Origin of the sequence: Enterobacter cloacae complex sp. GF14B (assembly GCF_004136805.1) — a bacterium.
Taxonomy (GTDB): domain Bacteria; phylum Pseudomonadota; class Gammaproteobacteria; order Enterobacterales; family Enterobacteriaceae; genus Enterobacter; species Enterobacter hormaechei_C.
Map to the genome: position 1 here is coordinate 21,259 of NZ_QFRV01000005.1, position 26,737 is coordinate 47,995.

Consider the following 26,737-nt stretch of genomic DNA (forward strand, 5'->3'; position numbering starts at 1 on the left):
CCGGGCAAGCAACGCGCCACCCGGCAATTTCCCCGGTGGCGCTGCGCTTACCGGGGCTACAATTCTTTAGCGCGGATACCCTTCCAGCAGGGTATTCAGGCGTTCGGCCATCAGTTCCCCCCGCCATCCGGCGACCAGCTCCGGTAAACCATTTTGCGGTTTCAACTTCCAGTGCCAGTTCAGCAGCTGGTTAATCTGACGACGTGAAGCCAGCAGTTCGGCACTCAGTTTGCTTTCCCCCGCCACCGTCTGCACCAGCGCTTTGATATCTTTGAATGCCTTGCGGTAGCCCGGCATATCCATCAGGTTAAGCAGTGGTTCTGGCAGTGCGTCCTCCGGCAGCTGCTGAGCTTTCTCTACCAGCGCGAGCAGCGTTTTACCGTGGAAACGGATCTCACTCCCGGAAAGGCCAATGCTGTCCAGTTCGCCAAGGCTACCCGGCATATAGCGCGCCACCGCCCACAGGTGTTCTTCACGCACCACGAAGTTAACCGCCAGATCGCGCTCACGTGCTTTACGCAGACGCCAGTCAGCCAGCAGTTGCAGACAGGCCAGCTGGCGGGTGCGCAGCTGCCAGGCGTTGGTGATGTCACGCCAGGCCTCTTTCGGATCAACCACTTCCTGACGACGCTGCTGCGTCATGCGGCACTCGTCCAGTGCGGCAGACAGCCAGCCGGACGCCTCAGCCTCTTTCATAAGCTGGCCGGCAATTGGAAGAAGGTAAAAGACGTCTGCCGCGGCGTATTCAAGCTGACGCGCCGTTAGGGGACGCGCGAGCCAGTCGGTACGCGATTCGCTCTTATCCAGCGTCAGACCGGTGTACTCTTCCACCATCGCGGCGAAGCCCCAGGAGAGCGGACGACCGCTGAACGCCGCGAGGATCTGGGTATCAATCAGCGGCTGCGGCATGATGCCAAAAGTGTTGAGAAAGACTTCCAGATCTTCACTGCCCGCGTGCAGATATTTGGTCACGGCGGTATCCAGCAACAGCTCGCGCATTGGCGCCCAGTCGGTAATGCCGAGGGGGTCAATCAATGACACGTGTTTGCCGTCATACATCTGAATCAGACCCAGCTGCGGATAGTACGTTCGGGTGCGGACAAATTCCGTATCCAGGGCGATAGCGGGAAATTCACGCGTCACCTCGCACAGCGAAGCCAGCTCGTCGTTGGTAGTGATCATCTGGTAATTCAAATCGGACTCTCTTTTGTTTGCGCCCATAAAAAACGCCGGCTTAACCGGCGTCTGGGCGATTAACGTGAAGCTCAGGCCTTATTGTCCACTTTGGCACGGGCTTCGTCACGTAATTCTCGTCGTAATATCTTCCCGACGTTGGATTTCGGCAGCTCATCCCGGAATTCCACCAGCTTCGGCACTTTATAGCCCGTCAGCTGACGGCGACAGAACGTTATCAGCGCATCCTCGGTCAGAGAAGGATCTTTCTTGACCACAAATATCTTCACCGCTTCACCGCTGCTGCCGGAAGGAACGCCCACCGCCGCCACTTCCAGCACGCCGCTGTGCTGCATCACCACGTCTTCGATTTCGTTCGGATAGACGTTGAACCCTGACACCAGGATCATGTCTTTCTTGCGATCGACGATGCGCAGGAAGCCTTCGTCATCCATCACCGCGATGTCGCCCGTGTGCAGCCAGCCGTCTTTGATGATCTCATCCGTGGCATCCGGACGTTGCCAGTAGCCCAGCATCACCTGCGGCCCTCTGACGCATAGCTCCCCTGGCTCACCATGAGGCACTTCGTTATCCTCATCATCCACCAGTTTTGCTTCCGTCGACGGGACCGGCAGACCGATACTGCCGCTGTGGTAGTCGATGTCATGCGGGTTAACGCTGACCAGCGGGGCGCACTCCGTCAGGCCATAGCCTTCCAGCAGATACTGCCCGGTGAGTTTCACCCAGCGCTCGGCAACCGCCTGCTGAACCGGCATCCCGCCGCCCGCGGAGAGGTGCAGCGTGGAGAAATCGAGCTGCTGGAACTCTTTATTGTTAAGCAGCGCGTTAAACAGGGTGTTCACGCCGGTCATGGCGGTGAACGGGTATTTCGCCAGCTCTTTGACCAGCCCCGGGATATCGCGCGGGTTGGTGATCAATACGTTTTGACCGCCAAGCTCGATAAACAGCAGGCAGTTCATGGTCAGCGCAAAAATGTGATACAGCGGAAGCGCGGTGATCACCAGCTCCTTGCCCGGGTGCAGCAGCGGCCCGTAGGTGGCGTTAACCTGCTCAAGGTTCGCCAGCATGTTACGGTGGGTCAGCATCGCCCCTTTTGCCACGCCGGTGGTGCCGCCCGTGTATTGCAGGAAGGCCAGATCCTCGGACACGATCTCCGGCTTTACGTATTGCATCCGGTAGCCCGCATGCAGGGCGCGGCGGAAGGAGATGGCATCCGGCAGGTGGTATTTCGGCACCAGCCGCTTAACGTATTTAACGACAAAGTTGACCAGCGTACCTTTCGCGGTAGAGAGCTGGTCACCCATGCGCGTCAGGATGACGTGCTTAACCTGAGTTTTTTCAACGACTTTTTCCAGCGTGTGGGCAAAGTTGGAGACAATCACAATCGCCGCCGCGCCGCTGTCATTCAACTGATGTTCCAGCTCGCGCGGGGTATAGAGCGGGTTAACGTTAACCACGATCATCCCTGCCCTGAGGATGCCGAACAGCGCCACCGGGTATTGCAGCAGGTTTGGCATCATCAGCGCGACGCGATCCCCTTTCTGCAAGCCCAGCCCTTCCTGTAAATAGGCCGCAAACGCCCGGCTGCGTTCTTCCAGCTTACGGAAGGTCATCACTTCGCCCATATTCACAAACGCGGGCTGGTCAGCGTAGCGCCGTACCGAGTGTTCAAATAATTCAATCAGGGATTGATAACGGTCAGGATTGATCTCCGCAGGGACATCCGCGGGATAACGGTTAAGCCAAACCTTTTTCAATGCATCACCTCTGAAATGAGTGTTCGTCGTCATCACAGCCCCGATAATAAACAGTTTGTTAACATTATATTAACTCAGCGTACCAGTTTATTAATTGTTCAGATTGCAGGTTGCGAAGCGCGTCACTCTTTTTTTTCGTTTTATCCGTAAAAAAACAGAGACAGCGGCTGAGCCGCTGTCTCTTTCCTAGCAATAACAGTAACTTACTCAGTTACTATTGTTTGAACCTGTGCAGGGCCTGGATTGTACCACCCCCAGCCACCGTAGCCGTAACGATACGGATGCGGTCCCCACATCCACGGATCGATTGGCTGTGGCGGCATCACCACCTGCTGGGCGATACGCCAGCGTTTGTAGCCGTTCACCTGCATGGTCATAAATTTGTATGGCGTATTGCCGATTTTCCCCGCCACCGAACCGGTAATCGGCCCGACGACGGTCACCAGCTGCCCGCGGAAATCTACCGGATCGAGGAAGCCGCTGACGTCAGCGTAGATCCGCCCGCGCGAGGCTTCACCCAGAACAGGCCGCGCGCCGTCGTCCAGCGGGACAGTGGCAATCTCCAGCCGGGTTTTCCCCTGCTGGTTTAGCACTTCAACCACCTTGCCGCCAAACCGCGCTTCCTGCCCGACATACAGCTCCGGGGCATTCATCACGCGTACCAGATCCTGCTGTGGCGTCGGGCTGGTGCCCTTGATCGCATCAGGAACGGTGACGCACCCGCTCAGTGCTATGGCAACCGCGCCTGCCATAAGAAAGCGTACAACTTTAGTCTGAACCGCCATGATGCGACTCCTTTTTCTCAGTTCCTGTTACTGAGATTCACTCGCGGCCAGGAAGTTTCTTCCACGCGACGGTGTTTCGTAAATAAACCGGTTCAGCATGTTCAACCGCCACGGTTTTTCCTGCGGCAAGTAGCTGACAGGCAATCGGCAGCATATCTTCTGCGGCGGGCAGGAGCATGTTACCGTCCACCAGCGTAAGGCCGGTGTCCTTCGCCATCTCAGGCCATGCCGCCCAGCCGGTTCCGACCGTCGCCCACTCACCGGAGAGCTGTTTCAGGCGCCCGGTGACGGCTTCAGGTTTAAGCACCGCTTCCGTCTCTTCGCCGTGCCAGACGCCGTTTTCGTCACGGGTGTACTCCGCCCAGTAGACTTCCCCCATGCGGGCATCAATCGCAGCCAGCACGCGGGTGGCGCCGGTCATGCGCCATGCTCCCTGGGCCATGGTCGCAAGCGTGGAGACGCCGATCATCGGCAGGTCAGCGCCCAGCGCCAGCCCCTGCGCAATGCCAATCCCGATACGTACGCCCGTAAAGCTGCCCGGACCACGGCCGTAGGCCAGCGCGTCGAGGTCAGTCAGGGCGGTGTTGCCCTCGGTTAAAATGGTTTTTACCAGGGGCAGAATACGTTGGGTGTGTTCCCGTGGGCACTCTTCGAAATGAGCAAAAATCGTACCGTCGTTCCACAGGGCAACGGAACAGGCCTCTGTCGCGGTATCAATAGCCAGAATTCGCATCAGTCGTCGCGCTCTCGCAATGGTCAGTCACAAAATGGCGCGCATCTTAACACACTCCGGGAAGAATTACTCCGCCGTCGGGTTCGCCAGGAAGCGGACCGCGCGTTTAATATCCCGCGTGCGCGGCGCGGGCGGCAGGCTGGCGAGGAAGGTCGCGCCGTAGGGACGCATCACCAGGCGGTTGTCGCAGATCACCAGCACCCCGCGATCGGTGACGTCGCGGATCAGTCGCCCTACCCCCTGTTTAAGCGTGATGACCGCGTCCGGCAGCTGGACGTCGTCGAACGGATCGCCCCCGCGCAGACGGCAGTCCTCCATGCGCGCTTTCAGAAGCGGATCGTCCGGCGATGTGAACGGCAGCTTATCGATAATCACCAGCGAGAGCGTGTCGCCGCGCACGTCTACCCCTTCCCAGAAACTACTGGTCGCCACCAGCAGGGCATTACCGGCGCTGACAAACTGCTGGAGCAGCTGGCCTTTACTGGTTTCCCCCTGCAACAGCACCGGTAGCGTCATGGTGGCGCGGAACTGCTCGGCCAGATCGCGCATCATGGCGTGTGAGGTGCAGAGCATAAAGCAGCGCCCGTTGTTGGCCTCGATCATCGGCTTCAGCATGGCCGCCAGATGTCGCGCCGCGCCCGGCTGGTTAGGCAGCGGCAGATTGCGCGGCACGCACAGCAGCGCCTGTCTCTCATAGTCGAACGGGCTCGGCAGAAGCAGGGATTCCGCCTGCTCAATGCCGAGGCGCTCGGTAAAGTGGTGCAGATCGTCATTGACCGACAGCGTGGCCGAGGTAAAGACCCAGGTGCCGGGCTTTTGCGCCATCACCTCTTTAAATTTATCAGCAACGGTCAGCGGCGTGAGCGCCAGGGTGAAGTGGCGCGAGGTACATTCGTACCAGTAGCTGTAGCCCGGCTGGTTGATCTCTTTCAGCCGCTTCAGCCGCCCACGGTAAAGCGTGGCGCGCTCGAAGGCGGCGTCCAGCAGCGCTGAACGTCCGAGGGACAGCTTCGCCACGTCGTAACAGAGTTCAAGGGCATCATCGAGCAGCAGCAGCGCGCGCTGGATATTTTTGTCTGCGAGCAGTTCGCGCAGGTTGCCGCGATAGCCCGGCTCGCCAAGCTGTAAGCGGAAGTCCTGTGCGCATTGCGCCAGGCGGTCCGCGCACTTCTGCAACTGCTGGGTATCTTTGAGTTCGGTGCGATAGGCAATGGTAATATCTTTCGCCAGATCCTGAAGCTGACGACTGGAAAGCGACTGCCCAAAATACTGGCTGGCGATGTCCGGTAGCTGATGGGCTTCATCGAAGATCATCACCTCCGCCTCCGGGATCAGCTCGCCGAAACCACTGTCCTTGACCACCATATCCGCAAGAAACAGGTGATGGTTCACCACCACCACGTCGGCGTCCATCGCGGTTTTACGCGCTTTCACCACAAAACAGTCTTTATACAGCGGGCAGTCGCTGCCGAGGCAGTTGTCATTGGTGCTGGTCACCAGCGGCCAGGCCGGGGAGTCTTCCGGCACGCTCGCGCAGGTGCTGATGTCCCCCTCCTCCGTCTGGTTGGCCCAGGCGCGCAGGACGATCACATCGCTCAGGGTTTGTACCGGCAGGTCGCCGCCCGCCAGCGCCTGCTGTTCAAGACGCTCCAGACACAGGTAGTTAGAACGCCCTTTCAGCAAGGCCAGACGCCCTTTGTATTTCAGCGCTTTCGCCACCGTGGGTAAATCGCGGCTGTAGAGCTGATCCTGGAGCGCTTTTGATCCCGTAGAGATGATCACCTTCTTTTTCGCCCGCAGCGCAGGAGCGAGGTAAGCATACGTTTTCCCCGTACCGGTACCGGCCTCCACGACCAGCGGCTGCGCCTTGTCGATAGCGTGCGCAACGGCATGCGCCATCTGACGTTGGGGTTCGCGCGGTTTAAAGCCGGGGATAGCCTGTGCTAACTGACCCTCTGGGAAAAAATCGTCTGCCACGGTGTTCTCTCACTGTATTTTTGCACAGGGATTATGTCAGCCCCTTCTCTCCGGTGCCACCCCAAATAGTGACGACGGCGGAACATTATGGCAGTCTTGCCGCCTGACGACGAAAGATAACGAGGATACGTTTATGACAATTACGCGCATTGATGCCGAAGCCCGCTGGTCTGATGTGGTGATCCACAACCAGACGCTGTACTACACCGGCGTCCCTGCCAATCTGGACGCCGACGCTTTCGAGCAGACCGCCAACACCCTGGCGCAGATCGACGCCGTACTGGAAAAACAGGGCAGCGACAAATCCCGCATTCTGGATGCGACGATTTTTCTGGCGAATAAAGACGATTTCGCGGCGATGAATAAAGCATGGGATGCGTGGGTGGTGGCGGGTCACGCGCCTGTACGCTGCACCGTACAGGCCACGCTGATGAAACCGGAATATAAGGTTGAGATCAAGATTATCGCGGCAGTGTAAGCCGGTTATTCTTCATCTTCATCCTCAAAGCGCGCCACGATCCGCTCGCCGGTATGGGTGGCGCGAAGTTCTTCCGCGACCTGGGAAATTGCCTGTCCGCTGCTCATCCCCTGGGACATCAGCTCCTGAATACGTTCAACGGCTTTCTGCTGTTGGTCATGGCTGAGAGAAGGTAAACCTGCAAACATCGTTAACTCCTGCTAAATTATTCGCGCTAATTATTTCACGCTGCCCGGTAGTATGCCATACATGAACATGCGCTTCCCCACTGTTATGACCTTGCCCTGGCGTGCTGACGCCGCGGAGTTCTGGTTTGCCCGTCTGAGCCACCTTCCTTTTGCCATGCTGCTGCACTCCGGCCATGCGGATCACCCCTACAGCCGCTTTGATATTCTGGTGGCCGACCCGGTTAAAACGCTGACGACCGATGCGCTGTCGCCAACGGACGATCCGCTGATGCGGCTTCAGAACGAGATCGATGCTCTGGGCTTAACTGCCACACCTGATCCGGATCTGCCTTTCCAGGGGGGCGCGCTGGGCCTGTTTGGTTACGATCTGGGTCGCCGTTTCGAAACGCTGCCTGAGCATGCGCAGGCGGATATTTCCCTGCCGGATATGGCGGTGGGGCTGTATGACTGGGCGCTGATCGTGGATCACCGTAAGCAGACGGTTTCTCTACTGAGCCACCGGGACGTACAGGCGCGTCTGGCCTGGCTTGAGGCGCAACGGCCCGCCGCCCCGGAACACTTTATGCTGACCTCCGGCTGGCGCTCGAACATGAGCGCGGAGGAATACGCGGAAAAATTCTCCCGTGTGCAGGCGTATCTTCACAGTGGCGACTGTTATCAGGTCAACCTTGCCCAGCGTTTCCAGGCGGCGTACAAGGGAGACGAATGGCAGGCGTTTACCCACCTCAATGCCAGCAATAAGGCCCCGTTCAGTGCATTTTTACGCTTTGAACACGGCGCCATACTCAGCCTTTCGCCTGAGCGTTTTATCCACCTGGCTGACGGTATGATTCAGACCCGCCCAATAAAGGGCACACTGCCGCGCCTTGCCAACGCCGACGCCGACCGCCAGCAGGCGGAGACGCTGGCGGCCTCTCCCAAAGATCGTGCCGAAAACCTGATGATTGTCGATCTGATGCGCAATGATATTGGTCGCGTCGCCGAGCCGGGCAGCGTGCGCGTGCCGGAGCTGTTCGTCGTGGAGCCTTTCCCGGCGGTGCATCATCTGGTCAGCACCATCACCGCACGCCTGCCGGCCTCGCGAACCGCCTGCGATCTGCTCCGCGCCGCGTTTCCGGGCGGCTCCATCACCGGCGCGCCGAAGGTCCGGGCGATGGAGATCATCGACGAACTGGAACCACATCGCCGCAACGCCTGGTGCGGCAGCATCGGCTATGTGAGTCTGTGCGGCACCATGGATACCAGCATCACTATTCGCACCCTGACGGCGTGCGACGGTAACCTGTACTGTTCCGCAGGCGGTGGCATTGTGGCCGATAGCCAGGTCGAGGCGGAATATCAGGAAACCTTTGATAAAGTGAATCGTATCCTGAAACAACTGGAGAATTTACGGTGAAGAAAGACAACCTGACGCTGGATGATTTTCTGTCGCGCTTTCAGCTTCTGCGGCCCCAGGTTAGCCGCGCCACGCTGAATCAACGTCAGGCGGCGGTGCTGATCCCAGTCGTGCGCCGTGAGCAGCCGGGTCTGTTGCTTACCCAGCGCTCACCGCATATGCGAAAACACGCCGGTCAGGTTGCGTTTCCGGGCGGCGCGGTGGACAGCACCGATGCATCCCTGATTGCCGCTGCACTGCGTGAAGCGCATGAGGAAGTGGCGATCCCCCCGGAGACAGTCGAGGTGATCGGCGTGCTGCCGCCAGTGGACAGCGTAACCGGTTTTCAGGTCACGCCGGTCGTTGGCATTATTCCGCCCGATCTTCAGTATCACGCCAGCGTCGATGAAGTTTCAGCGGTGTTCGAAATGCCGCTGGAAGAGGCCCTTCGTCTGGGCCGCTATCACCCACTGGATATTCACCGCCGCGGACACGATCATCGGGTCTGGCTGTCGTGGTATCAGCATTATTTTGTCTGGGGCATGACGGCAGGCATCATTCGTGAGCTGGCCCTGCAAATCGGCCTGAAGCCTTGACTATACTTTACATTCCACCCTTTTCTGGCAGGTTTGCGATCGGCGTCGCGCTATTAGCAAAACCATCGTTAACCATTAGTTTAATTCATGTGAATAGTTAAGCCGAGGTTGGTGTTCCCTCTTACACTATGCGCAGTTATAACATCGTTACTGGAACCCCAGTAACCCTGTCAGGAGTGTGAAAGTGATTAGTATATTCGACATGTTCAAAGTGGGGATTGGTCCTTCCTCTTCCCACACTGTAGGGCCGATGAAGGCCGGTAAACAGTTCGTCGATGATCTGGTCGAAAAAGGATTACTGGAAAGCGTTACCCGTGTCGCCGTAGACGTTTACGGTTCACTGTCATTAACGGGTAAAGGCCACCACACCGATATCGCCATTATTATGGGTCTGGCAGGCAATATGCCGGACACTGTTGATATTGATGCCATTCCGGCATTTATCCGCGACGTGGAAACGCGCGGACGCTTACTGCTGGCTAACGGTCAGCACGAAGTGGACTTCCCGCAGGATGAGGGGATGCGTTTTCGTAGCGACAACCTGCCGCTGCATGAAAACGGCATGACCATCCACGCCTGGAGCGGCGAAAAAGAGATCTACAGTAAAACCTACTACTCCATCGGCGGCGGCTTTATCGTTGACGAAGAACACTTTGGTAAAGAGAGCGCGGGCGACGTCAATGTGCCCTATCCGTTTAAATCGGCCACCGAGATGCTGGGCTACTGCAAAGAGACCGGTCTGTCCCTGTCCGGCATGGTGATGCAGAACGAACTGGCGCTGCACAGCAAGAAAGAGATCGAAGACTATTTTGCTAACGTGTGGCAAACCATGCGCGCCTGTATTGACCGCGGGATGAACACCGAGGGTGTTCTGCCTGGGCCTCTGCGCGTACCGCGTCGTGCCTCTGCGCTGCGCCGCATGCTGGTCACCACCGACAAGTTCTCCAATGACCCAATGAACGTGGTCGACTGGGTGAACATGTTTGCCCTCGCGGTTAACGAAGAGAACGCAGCGGGTGGTCGCGTGGTGACGGCGCCGACCAACGGCGCGTGCGGTATCGTTCCGGCGGTGCTGGCCTATTACGATCACTTTATTGAGCCCGTGACACCGGATATCTATATCCGTTATTTCCTCGCGGCAGGCGCTATCGGCGCGCTGTACAAAATGAATGCGTCCATCTCTGGTGCCGAAGTAGGCTGTCAGGGTGAAGTGGGCGTGGCCTGCTCTATGGCGGCAGCGGGTCTGGCGGAACTGTTGGGCGCCAGCCCTGAGCAGGTGTGCGTGGCGGCGGAAATCGGTATGGAGCACAACCTCGGTCTGACCTGTGACCCGGTTGCCGGTCAGGTGCAGGTGCCGTGCATTGAGCGTAACGCCATCGCCTCCGTCAAAGCGATCAACGCCTCGCGTATGGCGATGCGCCGTACCAGCGAGCCACGCGTGTCGCTGGATAAGGTTATTGAAACCATGTACGAAACCGGCAAGGACATGAACGCGAAGTACCGTGAGACCTCACGCGGCGGTCTGGCCATTAAGGTGCAGTGCGACTAAGCCTTCCTTTCGCCCATCTGCAACGGATGGGCGAATTTTCCCCTCTCGTCTCGTCGCTTCACGTATTCCCCACTACACTGTCACTGTTGCGTCTGGCTTTTCTGGCCGGTGCTTAACAGGCGACCGTTCATGCAAACTGCACAAACGATCATTAAAGACTATCGCCGAAAACGCGTTATCGTCTGTGTCACGGTTGCGCTCGTTACGCTCGTCCTGACGCTGGGCATTCGCTTTATTTCACAGCGCAACATAAATCAGGATCGGATCCACGACTTTACCCACCACACCGTGCGTGCGCTTGATAAGGTGCTTCTCTCGTTAGAGGTCCAGCGTGAAACGCTACTTTCACTGGTTGGCATACCCTGTTCCGAAGCAAATCTAATCCTGCGAAAACAGGCGGCGATCCTCCAGACCGTACGCTCCATCGCCCTCATTCAAGACGGAATACTGTATTGCTCAAGCGTCTTTGGCAGCCGTAATGTGCCCGTCAGTGAGTTTGTGCCGGAGCTTCCAGTCAGTGAATCCAGGCTGCTGCTGTCGACTGACCGGTGGCTGGTAAAAGGCAGCCCGGTACTGATTCAGTGGTCTCCCGTTGCGGGCGACGGCAACGACGGGGTGATGGAGGTGGTGAATATCGATCTCATCACTAAAATGATTCTCGAGCCGCAGCGGCCGCAGATCACCGACGTTGTCCTGAGAGTAGGAGATAACTTCCTCCGCGACGGGCAACAGGTGACGACTACGCCGACCTTCGATGAAAACGCCTCCCTGCTGGAACAGTCGTCACAACATTACCCTTTCAGCGTCACGGTGAGCGGCCCCGGGCCTGGCGAAATGGCGTTAAAAAATCTGCCCACCCAGCTGCCGCTGGCGTTGATGCTCAGCTTACTGATGGGCTATATCGCCTGGCTCGCCACGGCGCGGCGCATAAGTTTCACCTGGGAAATCAATATGGGAATTGCGGCCAGGGAGTTTGAACTTTTCTGCCAGCCGCTGGTGAATGCCCGCACCCGGGAATGCGCCGGCGTCGAGATCCTCCTGCGCTGGAACAACCCGCGTCAGGGATGGATTTCGCCCGATGTCTTTATCCCTCTGGCCGAAGAACATAACCTGATTGTTCCGCTTACCCGCTACGTCATCAGCGAAACGGTGCGGCAGATAGGCTATTTCCCTGCCTCGCGCGATTTCCATATCGGCATTAACGTGGCCGCCAGCCATTTTCGCCGCGCTGCGCTTATCCAGGATCTCAACCGCATCTGGTTTAACGCCAGCCCTGTTCAACAGTTGATCGTGGAGTTAACCGAACGCGATGCGTTGCTGGATGTGGATTACCGCATCGTGCGGGAGCTGCACCGCAAAGGGGTGAAACTTGCGATTGATGATTTTGGTACCGGCAACAGCTCACTTTCATGGCTAGAAAAACTGCATCCGGATGTGCTGAAAATTGATAAATCCTTCACCACCGCGATCGGCACCGACGCCGTGAACTCAACGGTAACAGATATTATTATTGCGCTTGGCCAGCGGCTGAATATTGAACTGGTTGCGGAAGGGGTGGAAACCGAGGAGCAGTCACGCTACCTGCGCCGTCACAGCGTACATATTTTGCAGGGGTACTTGTATGCGCGGCCAATGCCGCTGCGCGAGTTTCCGAAATGGCTGGCGGAAAGTCACTCTCCGCCAGCCCGTCACAACGGACACATCGTGCCCTTACTGCCGTTACGCTAGATAACGTTACTCTTCTTCGTCGTGCGCAGAGTGCTCTTTAACAATACGCACCATATCAACGCGATAGTCGTTGGCTTCGACGATGGTAATTTGCAGCGGCGGCAGCTCCAGCACATCACCGATACGCGGGATCTGCCCGTTAACGGAGATCACCAGCCCCGCCACGGTGGCAATGTCTTCATCATCATTGACCACGTTTTCGACGCCCAGCGTGTGCGAGAGCGCGTGCAGGTCGGTGGTGCCTTTCACCAGCCAGCCGTCACCGTCGGCAACGATTTCCGGGGTTTCATCCGCATCAGGGAATTCACCGGCAATGGCTTCCAGCACATCCAGCGGCGTCACCAGGCCCTGTACCACACCAAATTCGTTGGTGACGATAACAAAGCTCCCGCGAGCACGACGCAATACGCCCAGCAGGTTGATCGGATCCAGCGTTTCAGGCACCACGATAGCGGGCGACGCGGCCGCTACGGCCTCGACGTTAACGCCCTCTTCCAGCGCCACCAGCATCTCTTTCGCGCGTACCACACCGATGATCTCATCCAGCTCACCCCGGCAGACCGGGAACAGGCTGTGCGGCGAGGAGAGCAGCTGCTGACGAATTTCGTCGACGCTCAGGTTGGCGTCCACCCAGCTGATTTCGCCGCGCGGCGTCATAATACCGCGCAGGGAGCGGGAAGCCAGCGAAAGCACGCCATTGATCATGTAGCGTTCTTCTTCCACAAACGCGCCTTCCGGCACCGGAACCGGGTTGCGGTTCTCGTTATCAGCCTGCACGTTCACCTGACGACGCCCGCCCATCAGTCGCAGAATCGCATCTGCGGTACGGGCTCGCAGCGGCTGATTCGACTGCTGCTTAATAAAGTTACGGCGCGCAATCTGGTTAAACAGCTCGATCAGAATCGAGAAGCCAATCGCGGCGTACAGGTAGCCTTTCGGAATATGGAAGCCAAACCCTTCTGCCACCAGGCTCAGACCAATCATCAGCAGGAAGCTCAGACACAGCACAACGACCGTCGGATGCTGGTTGACGAAACGCGTCAGCGGTTTCGACGCCAGCAGCATTACCGCCATCGCAATCACCACCGCCGCCATCATCACCGGCAGATGGTTCACCATGCCGACCGCCGTAATCACCGCATCCAGTGAGAAGACCGCATCAAGCACCACAATCTGTAGAACAACCACCCAGAAGCTGGCATAACCCTTACCGTGGCCATCATCGTGCTGCCGGTTCTCCAGCCGTTCATGCAGCTCTGTTGTGGCTTTGAACAGCAGGAACAGTCCCCCTACCAGCATAATTAAATCGCGGCCGGAGAAGGTGAAATCCATGACGGTGAACAGGGGCTTCGTCAGGGTGACCATCCACGAGATAACAGACAGTAAGCCCAGACGCATGATCAGCGCCAGCGAGAGGCCGATCAGACGGGCTTTATCACGCTGTTTCGGCGGCAGTTTATCTGCGAGGATGGCGATAAACACCAGGTTATCAATACCGAGAACGATCTCCAGCACGACCAGCGTAAGCAAGCCTACCCAGATTGACGGGTCCATTAAGAATTCCATGACACGCTCCTGCTAAAGGAATGACAAAACGGTGCCCCGCTAATGTCGGGCATTTCAAAGGGAATGAGAGTCGATGCGTGGCGAAGATCGCCGGTGATTAAGGCGCGGAATGGCCTGGAAGATGACTGACGTCGGTGACGGTCCATATAGTGGGCTGTAGCCCTATACTCCTGAATAATTAAACGGACGCTAAACATATCAGAGACAATTGGTTTTTAGCAAAGATTTACGTTCCTTTGCAAACTTCTGTAACACACGCGGATTATCTTAGAGAAAAATCTGTAAGGCGTAGCTAAATTACGGATCTTCATCACATAAATTATTTTTTCACTATCTAAAATAATTCGCGGAAGTCTTAGTTTTTTTGAACTCTAACCCTTATCTGAATCGATTCGGTTCGCCAATACGATTCTCAGTACGCCTGCCTGGCAGACGTATAAATGATAATAAAAGGAGGTAGCAAGTGACCATTGCTATTGTCATAGGCACACATGGTTGGGCTGCGGAGCAGTTACTCAAAACGGCAGAAATGCTGTTGGGCGAGCAGGAAAACGTCGGCTGGATCGATTTCGTTCCCGGTGAAAATGCCGAGACGCTGATTGAAAAATACACTGCTCAGCTTGAGAAGCTGGATACCAGCAAAGGCGTGCTGTTTCTCGTGGATACATGGGGCGGCAGCCCGTTCAACGCTGCCAGCCGCATTGTCGTCGATAAAGAGCATTATGAAGTCGTCGCCGGGGTGAATATCCCGATGTTGGTGGAAACCTTCATGGCGCGTGACGACAACCCAGGCTTTGACGAGCTGGTGGCGCTGGCGGTGGAAACCGGTCGCGAAGGCGTGAAGGCGCTGAAAGCGCAGCCGGTTGAAAAACCTGCCCCTGCCCCTGCTGCACCAAAAGCCGCTGCACCGGCGAAGCCAATGGGTCCGAACGATTACATGGTTATCGGCCTTGCGCGTATTGATGACCGTCTGATCCACGGCCAGGTGGCGACGCGCTGGACCAAAGAGACCAACGTACAACGCATCATCGTGGTCAGTGACGAAGTGGCCGCCGACACTGTCCGTAAAACCCTTCTTACCCAGGTTGCACCGCCGGGCGTCACCGCGCACGTCGTGGATGTCGCCAAAATGATCCGCGTTTACAACAACCCGAAATACGCGGGCGAACGCGTGATGCTTCTGTTCACCAACCCGACAGACGTTGAACGCATTGTTGAAGGCGGCGTGAAAATCACCTCCGTTAACATTGGCGGTATGGCTTTCCGTCAGGGCAAAACGCAGGTCAACAACGCGATTTCAGTGGATGCGAAAGATATCGAGGCCTTCAACAAGCTGAACGCACGCGGTATCGAGCTGGAAGCCCGTAAGGTTTCCACGGATCAGAAACTGAAAATGATGGATTTGATCGGCAAAGTGGGGAAATAAGCCCGGGCCGGTTTTTCATATAGAGCTTATGTAATAGGAGAAGTGCAATGGAGATTACTACTCTTCAGATTGTGCTGGTGTTCATCGTCGCGTGTATTGCGGGTATGGAGTCCGTACTTGATGAATTTCAGTTCCACCGCCCTCTGGTGGCCTGTACGTTGATTGGCGCCGTTCTCGGTGACATGAAAACCGGTATCATCATCGGTGGTACCCTGGAAATGATCGCCCTCGGCTGGATGAACATCGGTGCGGCAGTTGCGCCAGATGCCGCGCTGGCGTCCATTATTTCGACCGTTCTGGTTATCGCCGGTCATCAGAGTATTGGTGCCGGTATCGCGCTGGCCATCCCGCTGGCCGCAGCGGGTCAGGTGCTGACCATTATTGTCCGTACTATTACCGTGGCCTTCCAGCACGCGGCGGATAAGGCGGCCGAAAACGGCAACCTCACCGCGCTCTCCTGGATCCACGTTTCTTCCCTGTTCCTGCAAGCGATGCGTATCGCGATCCCTGCGGTTATCGTGGCGATTTCTGTCGGTACCAGCGAAGTTCAGGGCATGCTGAATGCGATCCCTGAAGTGGTCACCAGCGGTCTGAATATCGCCGGGGGTATGATCGTGGTGGTCGGTTATGCGATGGTCATCAACATGATGCGCGCGGGCTACCTGATGCCATTCTTCTACCTCGGCTTCGTTACCGCTGCGTTCACCAACTTCAACCTGGTTGCGCTGGGTGTGATTGGTGCGGTGATGGCGATTCTTTATATCCAGCTCAGCCCGAAATACAACCGTGTCGCGGGTGCCCCTGCGCAGGCTGCTGGTAACAACGATCTCGATAACGAACTGGACTAACAGGTGAGCGAAATGGTTGATATGACAAAAACTACCACTGAGAAAAAACTCACTCCGGGTGATATTCGTGGCGTGTTCATCCGTTCTAACCTGTTTCAGGGTTCATGGAACTTCGAACGTATGCAGGCGCTCGGCTTCTGCTTCTCCATGGTGCCGGCCATCAAACGCCTGTATCCGGAAAACAACGAAGCACGCCGTCAGGCAATTAAGCGTCATCTGGAATTCTTCAACACCCATCCTTATGTTGCGGCGCCGGTTCTGGGCGTGACGCTGGCGATGGAAGAGCAGCGTGCGAACGGGGCTGAAATCGACGATGGTGCCATCAACGGTATCAAAGTTGGTCTGATGGGGCCGCTGGCAGGCGTGGGCGACCCGATTTTCTGGGGTACCGTGCGTCCGGTCTTTGCGGCGCTGGGCGCCGGGATCGCCATGAGCGGCAGCCTGCTCGGTCCTCTGCTGTTCTTCATCCTGTTCAACGCGGTGCGTCTGCTGACCCGTTACTACGGCGTGGCGTACGGTTACCGTAAAGGGGTGGATATCGTTAAGGATATGGGCGGCGGCTTCCTGCAAAAACTGACTGAGGGGGCGTCAATCCTCGGCCTGTTTGTAATGGGGGCGCTGGTTAACAAGTGGACGCACGTAAACATCCCGCTGGTGGTATCAACGATCACCGGTCAGGATGGTCAGACGCGCGTTACCACCGTGCAGACCATTCTGGACCAGCTGATGCCGGGCCTGGTACCGCTGCTGTTAACCTTCGCCTGTATGTGGCTGCTGCGTAAGAAAGTGAACCCGCTTTGGATCATCGTTGGCTTCTTCGTCATCGGTATCGCGGGCTACGCTGTCGGCCTGCTGGGTCTGTAATAAAATGCGTTACTGACCGGGGGCTTGCCCCCGGTCTTTTTATCTGGAGGATGAATGACTGTCACGGACACCGTACTGGTTTTATTTATTGTTGCCCTTCTGGCTTACGCGATCTATGACGAGTTTATTATGCCTCGCCGCCACGGCGAGACGCTGCTGACCCTTCCCCTCTTACGCCGTGGACGCATTGATGCGTTTATCTTCGCCGGTCTGGTAGTCATCCTCATTTACAATAATGTGACCAGCCACGGCGCAATATTAACCACATGGTTATTATGTGCGCTGGCATTAATGGCGATTTACCTGTTCTGGATCCGCTCGCCAAAACTCATTTTTAAAAAACACGGATTCTTTTTCGCCAATGTCTGGATAGAATATAACCGTATTAAAGAGATGAATTTATCCGAAGACGGGGTTCTGGTGATGCAATTAGAACAACGCCGCCTGCTCATCCGGGTAAGAAATATTGATGACCTGGAAAAGATATACAAATTACTTGTTAAAACTCAATGATTTATCATTATAGCATCGGCTATATATTGCATTATTCTTGAACCAGCAATATAGCCGGTGCTATATCTCCACTGTTAATTGACTTATATTTATTAACGATATTTTCACGCATAAATCTAAATGAAAATCGTTATCAACATAGTGGCTATATAAAGCCATCTTCGTTGTTGTTTTATATTCTCAAAATATGTTAAGGTTGCGCCCGTCGTTGGGGAGTAGCCGATTTCCTGCCTGCGGGAAATGTACGTGTCAACATACTCGTTGAAAAACGTGGCGCGTACGGATCGTTTTTAAGCACAATTACTGTGCCAGAAGCGATCAGGCGAGACCATAGATACATCAACTGCTGTTTACTGGGGGCAGTGATGTGTCATATGGATATCCCCGGTCTGGACGCTCTTATGAATATCTCCGCTACGATCCTTCTGGCTTTTGGCATGTCCATGGACGCATTTGCCGCCTCTATCGGCAAAGGTGCCACTCTCCATAAACCTAAATTTTCCGAAGCCCTGCGTACCGGTCTCATCTTTGGCGCTATCGAAACGCTGACGCCGCTTATCGGCTGGGGACTGGGGATGCTCGCCAGCCAGTTTGTGCTGGAGTGGAATCACTGGATTGCTTTCGTGCTGCTGGTGTTCCTCGGCGGACGTATGGTGATTGAAGGTTTTCGTGGCAACGGCGATGAAGATGATGCGCCGCTGCAACGCCACGGCTTCTGGCTTCTGGTGACAACCGCCATCGCAACCAGCCTGGATGCAATGGCCGTGGGTGTCGGTCTGGCGTTTTTGCAGGTCAATATTATCGCCACCGCGCTGGCGATTGGCTGCGCCACGCTGATCATGTCAACGCTGGGGATGATGGTGGGTCGGTTCATTGGCCCGCTGTTAGGCAAACGCGCCGAAATTCTGGGCGGTATCGTGTTGATCGGGATTGGTGCCCAAATCCTTTGGGCACACTTCGCGGGTTAACCTTCGCGCTGCCAGCAATGGATGCTGAAATCCGTCTGGCAGCGAAATTCTGTCTGCGCTGCCAGCGTTTCCCACACCTCTGGTTTTGCCCGCCACGCAAACGGCGTCATTTGCAGTAACGCCACCGCTTCACTTCCCTGCAACGTCATTTCATACGCTACCGACTGCGCCTGCTTTAACGCAAAGCCTGCCAGCTGTTCAGAGTGCGGCGCATGCAGGTGAACTTCATCATAGATCAGCCCTTTTAGCTCCAGCAGATGACGCGGCCCTGGCGTGACGGTGATAACCCAGCCACCGGGCTTAACGACGCGCGCCAGCTCCTCTGCCTTGCACGGCGCATAGATACGCACCACGGCGTCCATACTCGCTTTTTCAAACGGCAGGCGGTGGCTGGAGGCCACGCAGAACGTTACCGCTGAGTAGCGTTTGGCTGCCGCACGGATTGCCACTTTCGACACGTCCAGCCCGTAAGTTTCGGCGCCCTTCTCAGCCGCTACGTCAGCAAACGTGGCGGTGTAGTAGCCTTCGCCGCAGCCGATATCCAGCATGGCGGATGCGCCTTCTGTCAGATATTCACGGAGTATGGCGACAACGGCATCCCTGAGCGGTTGATAATGCCCGGCATCGAGAAACGCCCGGCGCGCCTGCATCATCTCCGCGCTGTCACCCGGGTCCCGGGAGCGCTTGTGCTGTACCGGCAGAAGATTTACATAGCCCTCTTTCGCCCGGTCAAACTGATGTCCCTGTGGACAGATAAACGTTTTCTCCGCGCGCGTCAGCGGCGCGTGGCAAAGGGGACAACTGAAAGACATGACAGCTCCAGGGCGTAAACCAAAAGGCGAAGTGTACCGCTATTCGCCAGGGTTATAAACGGCTGGGTGATGCATCACGATCAGATGGTCAGAATCTGCCGGCAGCCCGTCAGGCTTTACGTTTTCCAGACGCAGAACGTTCCCCATAATTTCGCTGAAAACGGGCGCGGAAACGGCCCCGCCGTAATAGGCACCGTTTTGCGGATCGTTAATCACCACCACCAGCGCAAAACGGGGATCGCTGGCAGGCGCAACGCCTGCGGTATAGGCGACGTATTTATCCACATACTTACCGTGTTCATCGATTTTTTTGGCCGTCCCGGTTTTTATCGCCACGCGATAGTTACGCACCGCCGCTTTGATTCCACCACCGCCGGGTAATGCGACGCTCTCCATCATGTGCTCCACCTCGTGAACAATTTCCTCGGGCATCACCCGCTTGCCAATCACCGGCGGATCGATTCGGGTGATGGACAGAGGCCGTTCAATGCCATAGCTGCCGATGGTGGCATACACATGCGCCAGCTGGAGGGGGGTTACCATCAGGCCATATCCAAAGGCAAAGGTCGCCCGGTCTAACTGGCTCCAGAATTTCCGCTGCGGCAGTAAACCTGCGCTTTCTCCCGTTAAGCCAAGCCCGGTACTCTCGCCAAAGCCAAAGTGTTTATAGGTATCCAGTAACCGTTGCACAGGCATCGCCAGCGAAAGACGGGACACGCCCGTGTCACTGGATTTTTGCAGGATGCCGGTCATCGTCAGCTCGGGGTAGTAGCCCACATCGCGGATACGATGGCCATCAATGGTGTAGGGATGCGTGTCTATGACGCTGTCAGGCTGTACCAGCCCCTGCTGTAGCGCCGTCATCAGCACCAGAGGCTTAACGGTAGAGCCAGGTTCAAAGGTGTCGCTGATCGCGCGATTGCGAAAATCATCCAGCGTTGCCCCTTCCCGGTTGTTGGGGTTGAAGTCGGGGAAGCTCGCCATTGCCAGAATTTCGCCCGTCTGGATATTAATTAGCACCGACGCGCCTGACTCAGCTTTGTTCCACGCCACGGCATTATCCAGCGCGTCTTCGGTGATAGTTTGCAGGCGTTCATCGATACTAAGCTGGATATTATGTGCAGGTACGGGAGCCACCTCCGTGAGGTTCTCCACCACATGTCCGTAGCGATCTTTCCTGACCAGCCGCACGCCTGCCTTCCCGGTAAGCTGCGTGTTGAAGCTTTTCTCGACACCCTCAATGCCCTGACCATCAATATTGGTGAAGCCAATCAGGTTCGCCGCCACGTGCCCGGCAGGATAAAAGCGGCGGGACTCATCGCGAAGGTTGATACCCGGAAGACGCAGCTTATCGATCCACTTTGCCTGGGAGGGATCAACCTGACGGGCAAGGTAAATAAATCGCCCGTGCGGGTTACTGTTGATTCGCGATGCGAGCGTGCTCAGAGAAAGGTGTAAGGCATTTGCCAGGGCCTGCCAGCGCGAATCATAACCGATCCCCCCTTTTTCCAGCACTGTTTTGGGATCGGCCCAGACGGCCTGGACAGGTACGCTCACCGCAAGGGGTCGTCCTTCACGGTCCACAATCATCCCCCGCGGGGCGTCTATCGCCACTTCGCGCAGGGAGCGCATATCCTCCTGCTTAACCAGATTATCCGGTTTGATAATTTGCAGCCACGCCACGCGGCCCAGCAGAAACGCAAGACTACAAAAGATAGCGAGACACAGAAGTGCAAAACGTGCCGGAGTAAAGTTTCCGGTGGTCGTTATTGTCTTTTTTTTCACCTTAACCCCAGGGCTGTTGATCAACGCCCTGATTTAACGGGAAAAGCGGATAAGAAGGCGGGAAAACAATGCTAATAATCTCGAGGGTTTGCAACAAGATAATAACAGCGGAGGATTACGTAATATTTTGAAAAATAAGCGAATAAAAAAGCCCCGCATCGGCGAGGCTTATGTCTGAGATCGAAGCGCTGAGCGCTTCAGTCAGCAGTGATTCGATCAGATAGCAGTTACGTTAACCGCAGCTGGGCCTTTCTGGCCATCCTGAATTTCGAACTCAACGTTCTGGCCTTCAGCCAGAGTTTTGAAGCCGTTACCCTGGATTGCAGAGAAGTGTACGAACACGTCTTTGCTGCCGTCAGCAGGAGTAATGAAACCAAAACCTTTAGACTCGTTGAACCACTTAACTTGACCTTTAATCTTTGCCATTTGCAAAATTCCTTAGAGTGTTTTCTTAGCCCGCGGGCTTTGACATAGATAAAACTGAGACATTACTGCTTGAGGCACTAATATAAGGTTCGGCAGAGAAGCGGTATTCAACGACAACGTGTTTACTCAGGACTTCTTTACTGAAAATGCCACACATAAACAGAACTGTACCTCGTTTGACCCAAAACGTGTTATCACACACAACGTTTAATATGGCAAGCCATTTTTAAACATGTCTCGATCCGCCGCACAAATTCAGGTGTTACTCCATAACAATCTGCACAGTTATGCGAATTGTCAAATGAAGCGCTACCTGACCTCACTGCCCGCAGGGTGCGTTGACGCGCCCTGTAATCAAAGACTTTTTAAACATAGCTCAATCATTTCAAAGCGTCCATCCCAATCCCTGATTTTCTTTAAAAGAATGACTGAGTTAGAACATTTTGTGAAAAGTTATGCTGAAAACATTGCAACGCACCGACATGTGTCAGGGAATATACGATGTTAATTACATTTTGCTAATTGTATTAAAATCCACCATTTAATTAGCGTTATTCTGCACCAAAATAATGAAATTTTTATGACTCTGCCTCAAAACAAGGCAAGCAAAACGTTTCGATAAAAATAAAACACTTCGGGAAAGATAAAACACACAATTTATTCAACGAAACGGTAATTATCGAATAAGGATAAATATTCACCAGTTTTCAGTATGCTGAAACAATAGTTAACTGCTGCTTAATTATATGTTGGGATGTTGTGGATCACATTTGATAAGGGAGGGGATTTACGCCGTACGTCAGGCCACCTCCCTTTCCGGGCAAACTATCGTTCGGCTACCAGGCGAATGAAGTCTTCCTCGTCCTGTTGTTGAGCAACAGCGTCCTTAGGTACCGCTTTCTCCTCCGGCTCGTTGGCTTCGCACAGACGACGCAGCAACGCATTCTGCCGTTTCTGCTGATCGAGCAATGCTTCCAGCAGTTCAATCTGCTCGTTTGTGCGGGAGCTGGCGCGGTTAACGAAGAACCACAGTACCAGCCCAACGACCAGCACCACCAAAGACATTACCAGGGATGCAATGCTCAGCAGCCCCGAATTCAGTAACTCACCCATTTCACCACCTCAGTAAAAACAGTCATTTTACCACTGCCGCCACGTAAGGACATCACTCAGCGTAAAAATGGCCTCTACCAGGGGATAAACTTATTGATTGAACAAATGCCGCTAAAGAATTGTACATCCTGATCGCACATCACATTGATAGTCTGCGTCCACAGCACCACACAAGCTATCAACACTATAATCAGAATTACCCAGCGTATTTTTTTCACTCCACACTCCGTCTTATGACCTGATGCAGCCAGGTTATCACGGTTATCTTAAACAGGGGCTAACTGTACCTTCAACAGACGCTTTTCGGAATCGTGCACTTGTTTCACTGCGTAAACCCGTTACGCTTACTCCATGACAACAAAGAAAAAAGAGGCAACGATGCGTTTACTTATTCGTACAGTAATTGTACTGGCCATTGTGTGGATCGGCCTGTTATTAAGTGGGTACGGCGTATTAATGGGAAGCAAAGAAAATGCCGCGGGTCTGGGTATCCAGTGTAAATATCTTACCGCCCGGGGGGTAAGCACGGCGCAGTACATCCATTCCGACAGCGGGATCATCGGGTTAACCAACTGTCCTGTGCTGCGTAAATCATCTGATGTGATTGATAACGGTTAATCAGCGTTGAATTTCGCTTACAAGAACGCCGCACTGTTGCGGCGTTTTTATTGAAAGCGTCGATCAGAACGGATAATCGTTATAGCCCATCTGCTCTGAAATTTTGCGCGCTGCGGTATGCAGGATCGCCACATATTCATGAAGACGCTCTTCAGAGAAACGCAGCGTTGGGAACGAAATGCTCAGGCCCGCAATGACAACGCCGAAGCGGTCAAATACCGGCACACCGATGCAACGCAGCCCCTCTTCCTGCTCTTCGTTATCTTCCCCGTAACCCTGCTCACGCACATTATCCAGCACGCTCAGCAGTTCATCCGTACTGGTAATGGTGCGGTCGGTGCTGCGTTTGTACTCCACCCCGTCAAGGATCTGCTTCACCTCTTCGCGATCGCGCCAGGCCAGCAGTACTTTACCAATTGCGGTGCTGTAGAGCGGGTTACGACGACCGATGCGTGAATACATGCGCAGGTTGTACATGGAGTCAATTTTGTGGATGTAAACAATGCTGTCTTCATCCAGCGCACCGAGGTGAATTGTCTCTTTCGTCAGTCGTGAAAGTTCACGCATCTGAATGTCAGCGCTGCGGATCAGATCCACGTTTTGCAAAGCGCGGGCGCCCAGTTCAAACAGTTTCAGCGTCAGAGAATATTTTTCTGATTCTCCTTCCTGCGCGACATAACCCAATGATTTCATCGTCTGCAAAAAGCGATAAACGGTGCTTTTCGACATCATCACACGCTGCGACAACTCTGTAATACCAATTTCACGCTCTTCTCCGAGCGCCTGCAAGATGCCAAACACCTTCAGCACGGAAGAAACAGAATCTGGCTGCTTATCCAAATCTGCGATTGCCATTTATCACCTCATGGAGAGTGTTTTATAAAAATCAGAACCGGTTTTTATTATAAATTCGTGTGATGCGTGCTGCAATCTATCTGGGTTTACTTCGTTACAAATCTGCGACATAAAACCGAAATAACGATGCTAAAATAGTTACTCTGAAAATAATTTCACGCTGAGTCATTCTTTTCCCATGCAAAAAAACGTTTCTGATGGCCTGCCCTTACCGCAGAGGTACGGGGCAATTGCCACTATTGTCATCGGTATTTCGATGGCTGTCCTTGACGGTGCGATTGCCAACGTTGCTCTTCCTACCATTGCAAAAGACCTTAATGCTTCTCCCGCAAGCTCCATCTGGATTGTGAACGCGTACCAGATAGCAATTGTGATTTCCCTCCTGTCACTCTCTTTCCTGGGCGATATGTTTGGCTATCGCCGGGTTTACCAGTGCGGGCTGGTGGTCTTTACCCTCACCTCGCTCTTCTGTGCCCTTTCCGATTCACTGCACACCCTCACCCTGGCGCGTATCGCGCAGGGCTTTGGCGGCGCGGCGCTAATGAGCGTGAACACGGCCCTCATACGGCTTATCTATCCTCACCGCCACCTGGGGCGCGGCATGGGCATTAATTCCTTTATTGTGGCCGTGTCGTCCGCTGCCGGGCCGACGATTGCCGCCGCCATTCTGTCCGTTGCCTCGTGGCAGTGGCTGTTTGCCATTAATGTGCCGCTGGGTATTGTGGCGATCTTCTTCGCCCTGCGCTATCTTCCGGAAAATGGTCCGAAAAACACCATGCCGCGTTTTGACCTGCTCAGCGCCGTGATGAACGCGCTGACCTTTGGCCTGCTGATTACCGCGCTGAGCGGATTTGCTCAGGGGCAGTCTCTGTCGCTCATTGCCGCAGAAATCGTTGCCATGCTTATCATCGGATTTTTCTTCGTACGACGTCAGCTGGCGCTGCCAGTGCCGTTACTGCCGGTGGATTTGCTGCGTATTCCGCTGTTTTCGCTATCCATTTGTACCTCCATTTGCTCGTTCTGCGCCCAGATGCTGGCGCTGGTTGCGCTGCCGTTCTTTTTGCAGAGCGTGATTGGCCGTTCGGAAGTGGAAACAGGCTTGCTGCTCACGCCCTGGCCTCTGGCAACCATGGTGATGGCCCCGCTGGCCGGTTACCTTATTGAGCGCGTTCATGCCGGGCTTCTGGGGGCGATTGGGCTGGTTGTCATGGCGGTGGGACTGTTTGCACTGGCGCTCCTGCCCGCCTCGCCAGGGGATCTGGATATTATCTGGCGCATGATCCTGTGCGGGGCCGGTTTTGGTCTGTTCCAGTCCCCTAATAACCACACGATTATCACCTCTGCCCCACGTCATCGCAGCGGTGGCGCCAGCGGGATGCTGGGCACGGCAAGACTGTTAGGGCAAAGCACCGGGGCCGCACTGGTAGCCTTGATGTTTAACCTGGCCGGGCAGAATGCGACACACGTTGCGCTGATTACCGCAGGGACACTGGCGACCCTCGCGGCTGTCATTAGCGGTCTTCGTGTCACCCAGCCAAAGGCGCAGGCATAAAAAAACCGGGCGGAGAAGGACTCCTGCCCGGTTGTTTTCAACCCGATTACGTTACTTCAGATATTCGCCGCTACGCAGCGCTTCAATACGTTTATCCAGCGGCGGGTGAGACATAAACAGCTCGCTCAGCGACTTTGACTTGCCGTTGATGCAGAAGGCCATCATGCTGTTTGCTTCCTGCGGCTCGTAGCTGGTTTTAAGACGTTGCAGCGCAGCAATCATCTTTTCACGACCCACCAGTTTCGCGGAACCGGCATCCGCATGGAACTCACGATGACGGGAGAACCACATGGTAATAATGCTTGCCAGGATACCGAACACCAGCTCCAGCACCATTGAAACAGCAAAATAGATCAGCGGGTTGCCGTTGCTCTCTTCACCCTCATCACGGTTGCCACCCATAAACCCGGCAGCAATCTGCGCCAGAATACGGGAAATAAAGATAACGAAGGTGTTCACCACGCCCTGGATCAGGGTCATGGTGACCATATCGCCGTTAGCGATGTGGCTGATCTCGTGAGCAATAACCGCTTCCGCTTCGTCACGGCTCATGTTTTGCAGCAGACCGGTGCTGACGGCCACCAGGGACGCGTCACGACGCGCACCGGTAGCAAACGCGTTGATATCCGGCGCGTGGTAGATGGCTACCTGCGGCATGGCAATGCCCGCCTGCTTTGACTGCTGAGCAACCGTGCTCATCAGCCACTGCTCCATATCGTTACGCGGTTGCTCAATAACTTCACCGCCCACGGATTTCAGTGCCATCCACTTCGACATTAGCAGTGAAATGAAAGAGCCACCGAAACCAAACAGCAGCGCCATAATCAACAGACCCTGAACGCTGCTCGACTGAATTCCCGTCAGGCTTAGCACCAGCCCGAATACCACCATCACCGCCAGGTTGGTGAGCAGGAAGAGCGCGATTCGCATCATAATATTCTTTTAACCTCAGTTTAACAAAACGCACTATGCGATTACCCACATCGTATGGGTATTACGGCTATTTTCAAGCATCCAGACGGCGTAAGTCA

At 55.1% G+C, this 26,737-nt stretch carries 26 protein-coding genes and 1 pseudogene; 12 read left to right on the plus strand and 15 right to left on the minus strand.

What is annotated here, in order from left to right:
- Positions 1 to 66: 66 nt before the first annotated feature.
- From rnd to DD606_RS02830, 5 genes are all read right to left on the minus strand, one after another.
- Positions 67 to 1,182: a ribonuclease D gene (rnd, locus tag DD606_RS02810; RefSeq protein WP_122959317.1), complete on the minus strand. Its 1,116-nt coding sequence runs from the start codon at positions 1,180 to 1,182 to the stop codon at positions 67 to 69.
- Positions 1,183 to 1,265: 83 nt separating this feature from the next.
- Complete coding sequence (gene fadD / locus DD606_RS02815) at positions 1,266 to 2,951, minus strand: long-chain-fatty-acid--CoA ligase FadD (protein ID WP_003859933.1); 1,686 nt, start codon at positions 2,949 to 2,951, stop codon at positions 1,266 to 1,268.
- A 203-nt stretch (positions 2,952 to 3,154) separates the two neighbouring features.
- Positions 3,155 to 3,736 carry a Slp family lipoprotein gene (locus DD606_RS02820; protein ID WP_015570309.1) on the minus strand — a complete coding sequence of 194 codons (582 nt, stop codon included), beginning with the start codon at positions 3,734 to 3,736 and terminating at the stop codon, positions 3,155 to 3,157.
- 37 nt (positions 3,737 to 3,773) lie between these two features.
- On the minus strand, positions 3,774 to 4,469 hold the full coding sequence (gene tsaB / locus DD606_RS02825) for a tRNA (adenosine(37)-N6)-threonylcarbamoyltransferase complex dimerization subunit type 1 TsaB (RefSeq protein ID WP_045332149.1): 696 nt from the start codon (positions 4,467 to 4,469) through the stop codon (positions 3,774 to 3,776).
- A 66-nt stretch (positions 4,470 to 4,535) separates the two neighbouring features.
- On the minus strand, positions 4,536 to 6,446 hold the full coding sequence (locus DD606_RS02830) for an ATP-dependent DNA helicase (protein WP_126296986.1): 1,911 nt from the start codon (positions 6,444 to 6,446) through the stop codon (positions 4,536 to 4,538).
- Positions 6,447 to 6,579: 133 nt separating this feature from the next.
- Here DD606_RS02830 and DD606_RS02835 point away from each other — a divergent pair, with 133 nt between their 5' ends.
- The gene (locus DD606_RS02835; RefSeq protein WP_003859927.1) at positions 6,580 to 6,924 is read left to right on the plus strand and encodes a RidA family protein; all 345 of its coding nucleotides are present in this window, start codon (positions 6,580 to 6,582) and stop codon (positions 6,922 to 6,924) included.
- Positions 6,925 to 6,929: 5 nt separating this feature from the next.
- On the opposite strand, the gene DD606_RS02840 is transcribed toward DD606_RS02835, so the two are convergent.
- The gene (locus DD606_RS02840; RefSeq protein ID WP_003859925.1) at positions 6,930 to 7,112 is read right to left on the minus strand and encodes a YoaH family protein; all 183 of its coding nucleotides are present in this window, start codon (positions 7,110 to 7,112) and stop codon (positions 6,930 to 6,932) included.
- A 61-nt stretch (positions 7,113 to 7,173) separates the two neighbouring features.
- On the opposite strand from DD606_RS02840, the gene pabB reads away from it, so the two are divergent.
- The 4 genes from pabB (at position 7,174) to DD606_RS02860 (ending at position 12,360) form a co-directional block, all read left to right on the plus strand.
- Positions 7,174 to 8,508, plus strand: coding sequence for an aminodeoxychorismate synthase component 1 (pabB, locus tag DD606_RS02845; protein ID WP_129258155.1), 1,335 nt, complete (start codon positions 7,174 to 7,176; stop codon positions 8,506 to 8,508).
- Complete coding sequence (locus tag DD606_RS02850; protein WP_003859921.1) at positions 8,505 to 9,083, plus strand: CoA pyrophosphatase; 579 nt, start codon at positions 8,505 to 8,507, stop codon at positions 9,081 to 9,083. The genes pabB and DD606_RS02850 overlap by 4 nt, the downstream gene beginning before the upstream one ends.
- Before the next feature lie 184 nt (positions 9,084 to 9,267).
- Positions 9,268 to 10,632, plus strand: coding sequence for an L-serine ammonia-lyase (sdaA, locus tag DD606_RS02855; protein ID WP_129258157.1), 1,365 nt, complete (start codon positions 9,268 to 9,270; stop codon positions 10,630 to 10,632).
- Between the two features lie 129 nt (positions 10,633 to 10,761).
- Positions 10,762 to 12,360 carry an EAL domain-containing protein gene (locus DD606_RS02860; protein ID WP_045329810.1) on the plus strand — a complete coding sequence of 533 codons (1,599 nt, stop codon included), beginning with the start codon at positions 10,762 to 10,764 and terminating at the stop codon, positions 12,358 to 12,360.
- 6 nt (positions 12,361 to 12,366) lie between these two features.
- Here the strand turns inward: DD606_RS02860 and yoaE are convergent, their stop codons facing one another.
- On the minus strand, positions 12,367 to 13,926 hold the full coding sequence (gene yoaE / locus DD606_RS02865) for a CNNM family cation transport protein YoaE (protein WP_003859916.1): 1,560 nt from the start codon (positions 13,924 to 13,926) through the stop codon (positions 12,367 to 12,369).
- A gap of 463 nt (positions 13,927 to 14,389) precedes the next feature.
- Between yoaE and manX the strand changes: the two genes are divergently transcribed.
- The 5 genes from manX (at position 14,390) to mntP (ending at position 18,545) form a co-directional block, all read left to right on the plus strand.
- Complete coding sequence (gene manX, locus DD606_RS02870) at positions 14,390 to 15,352, plus strand: PTS mannose transporter subunit IIAB (RefSeq protein ID WP_022651434.1); 963 nt, start codon at positions 14,390 to 14,392, stop codon at positions 15,350 to 15,352.
- Positions 15,353 to 15,399: 47 nt separating this feature from the next.
- Entirely contained in the window at positions 15,400 to 16,200 is an 801-nt protein-coding gene (gene manY / locus DD606_RS02875; protein ID WP_003859914.1) for a PTS mannose transporter subunit IIC, read from the plus strand.
- Between the two features lie 12 nt (positions 16,201 to 16,212).
- Entirely contained in the window at positions 16,213 to 17,064 is an 852-nt protein-coding gene (locus tag DD606_RS02880; RefSeq protein ID WP_006810994.1) for a PTS mannose transporter subunit IID, read from the plus strand.
- Positions 17,065 to 17,118: 54 nt separating this feature from the next.
- Complete coding sequence (locus DD606_RS02885; protein ID WP_003859912.1) at positions 17,119 to 17,577, plus strand: DUF986 family protein; 459 nt, start codon at positions 17,119 to 17,121, stop codon at positions 17,575 to 17,577.
- A 401-nt stretch (positions 17,578 to 17,978) separates the two neighbouring features.
- Positions 17,979 to 18,545, plus strand: a complete 567-nt coding sequence (gene mntP, locus DD606_RS02890) for a manganese efflux pump MntP (protein ID WP_003859911.1) — start codon at positions 17,979 to 17,981, stop codon at positions 18,543 to 18,545.
- On the opposite strand, the gene rlmA is transcribed toward mntP, so the two are convergent.
- From rlmA to mgrB, 6 genes and pseudogenes are all read right to left on the minus strand, one after another.
- Positions 18,542 to 19,357, minus strand: a complete 816-nt coding sequence (rlmA, locus tag DD606_RS02895; protein WP_023314329.1) for a 23S rRNA (guanine(745)-N(1))-methyltransferase — start codon at positions 19,355 to 19,357, stop codon at positions 18,542 to 18,544. The genes mntP and rlmA overlap by 4 nt on opposite strands.
- Positions 19,358 to 19,396: 39 nt before the next feature.
- Complete coding sequence (gene ftsI, locus DD606_RS02900) at positions 19,397 to 21,142, minus strand: peptidoglycan glycosyltransferase FtsI (protein ID WP_003859909.1); 1,746 nt, start codon at positions 21,140 to 21,142, stop codon at positions 19,397 to 19,399.
- 216 nt (positions 21,143 to 21,358) lie between these two features.
- On the minus strand, positions 21,359 to 21,568 hold the full coding sequence (gene cspE / locus DD606_RS02905) for a transcription antiterminator/RNA stability regulator CspE (RefSeq protein WP_001062678.1): 210 nt from the start codon (positions 21,566 to 21,568) through the stop codon (positions 21,359 to 21,361).
- Positions 21,569 to 21,580: 12 nt separating this feature from the next.
- Positions 21,581 to 21,725: pseudogene (locus tag DD606_RS02910) on the minus strand (DUF2627 domain-containing protein).
- A 668-nt stretch (positions 21,726 to 22,393) separates the two neighbouring features.
- On the minus strand, positions 22,394 to 22,681 hold the full coding sequence (locus DD606_RS02915; protein WP_003859907.1) for a YebO family protein: 288 nt from the start codon (positions 22,679 to 22,681) through the stop codon (positions 22,394 to 22,396).
- 74 nt (positions 22,682 to 22,755) lie between these two features.
- The gene (mgrB, locus tag DD606_RS02920; protein WP_003859906.1) at positions 22,756 to 22,899 is read right to left on the minus strand and encodes a PhoP/PhoQ regulator MgrB; all 144 of its coding nucleotides are present in this window, start codon (positions 22,897 to 22,899) and stop codon (positions 22,756 to 22,758) included.
- Positions 22,900 to 23,059: 160 nt separating this feature from the next.
- On the opposite strand from mgrB, the gene DD606_RS02925 reads away from it, so the two are divergent.
- Complete coding sequence (locus tag DD606_RS02925) at positions 23,060 to 23,299, plus strand: YobH family protein (protein ID WP_003859905.1); 240 nt, start codon at positions 23,060 to 23,062, stop codon at positions 23,297 to 23,299.
- 63 nt (positions 23,300 to 23,362) lie between these two features.
- Here DD606_RS02925 and kdgR read toward each other — a convergent pair whose 3' ends face one another.
- The gene (gene kdgR, locus DD606_RS02930) at positions 23,363 to 24,154 is read right to left on the minus strand and encodes a DNA-binding transcriptional regulator KdgR (protein ID WP_003859903.1); all 792 of its coding nucleotides are present in this window, start codon (positions 24,152 to 24,154) and stop codon (positions 23,363 to 23,365) included.
- 178 nt (positions 24,155 to 24,332) lie between these two features.
- Here kdgR and DD606_RS02935 point away from each other — a divergent pair, with 178 nt between their 5' ends.
- Positions 24,333 to 25,706, plus strand: coding sequence for an MFS transporter (locus DD606_RS02935; protein ID WP_045896051.1), 1,374 nt, complete (start codon positions 24,333 to 24,335; stop codon positions 25,704 to 25,706).
- Positions 25,707 to 25,757: 51 nt separating this feature from the next.
- Here the strand turns inward: DD606_RS02935 and htpX are convergent, their stop codons facing one another.
- On the minus strand, positions 25,758 to 26,639 hold the full coding sequence (gene htpX, locus DD606_RS02940) for a protease HtpX (protein WP_003859899.1): 882 nt from the start codon (positions 26,637 to 26,639) through the stop codon (positions 25,758 to 25,760).
- Positions 26,640 to 26,737: the final 98 nt, after the last annotated feature.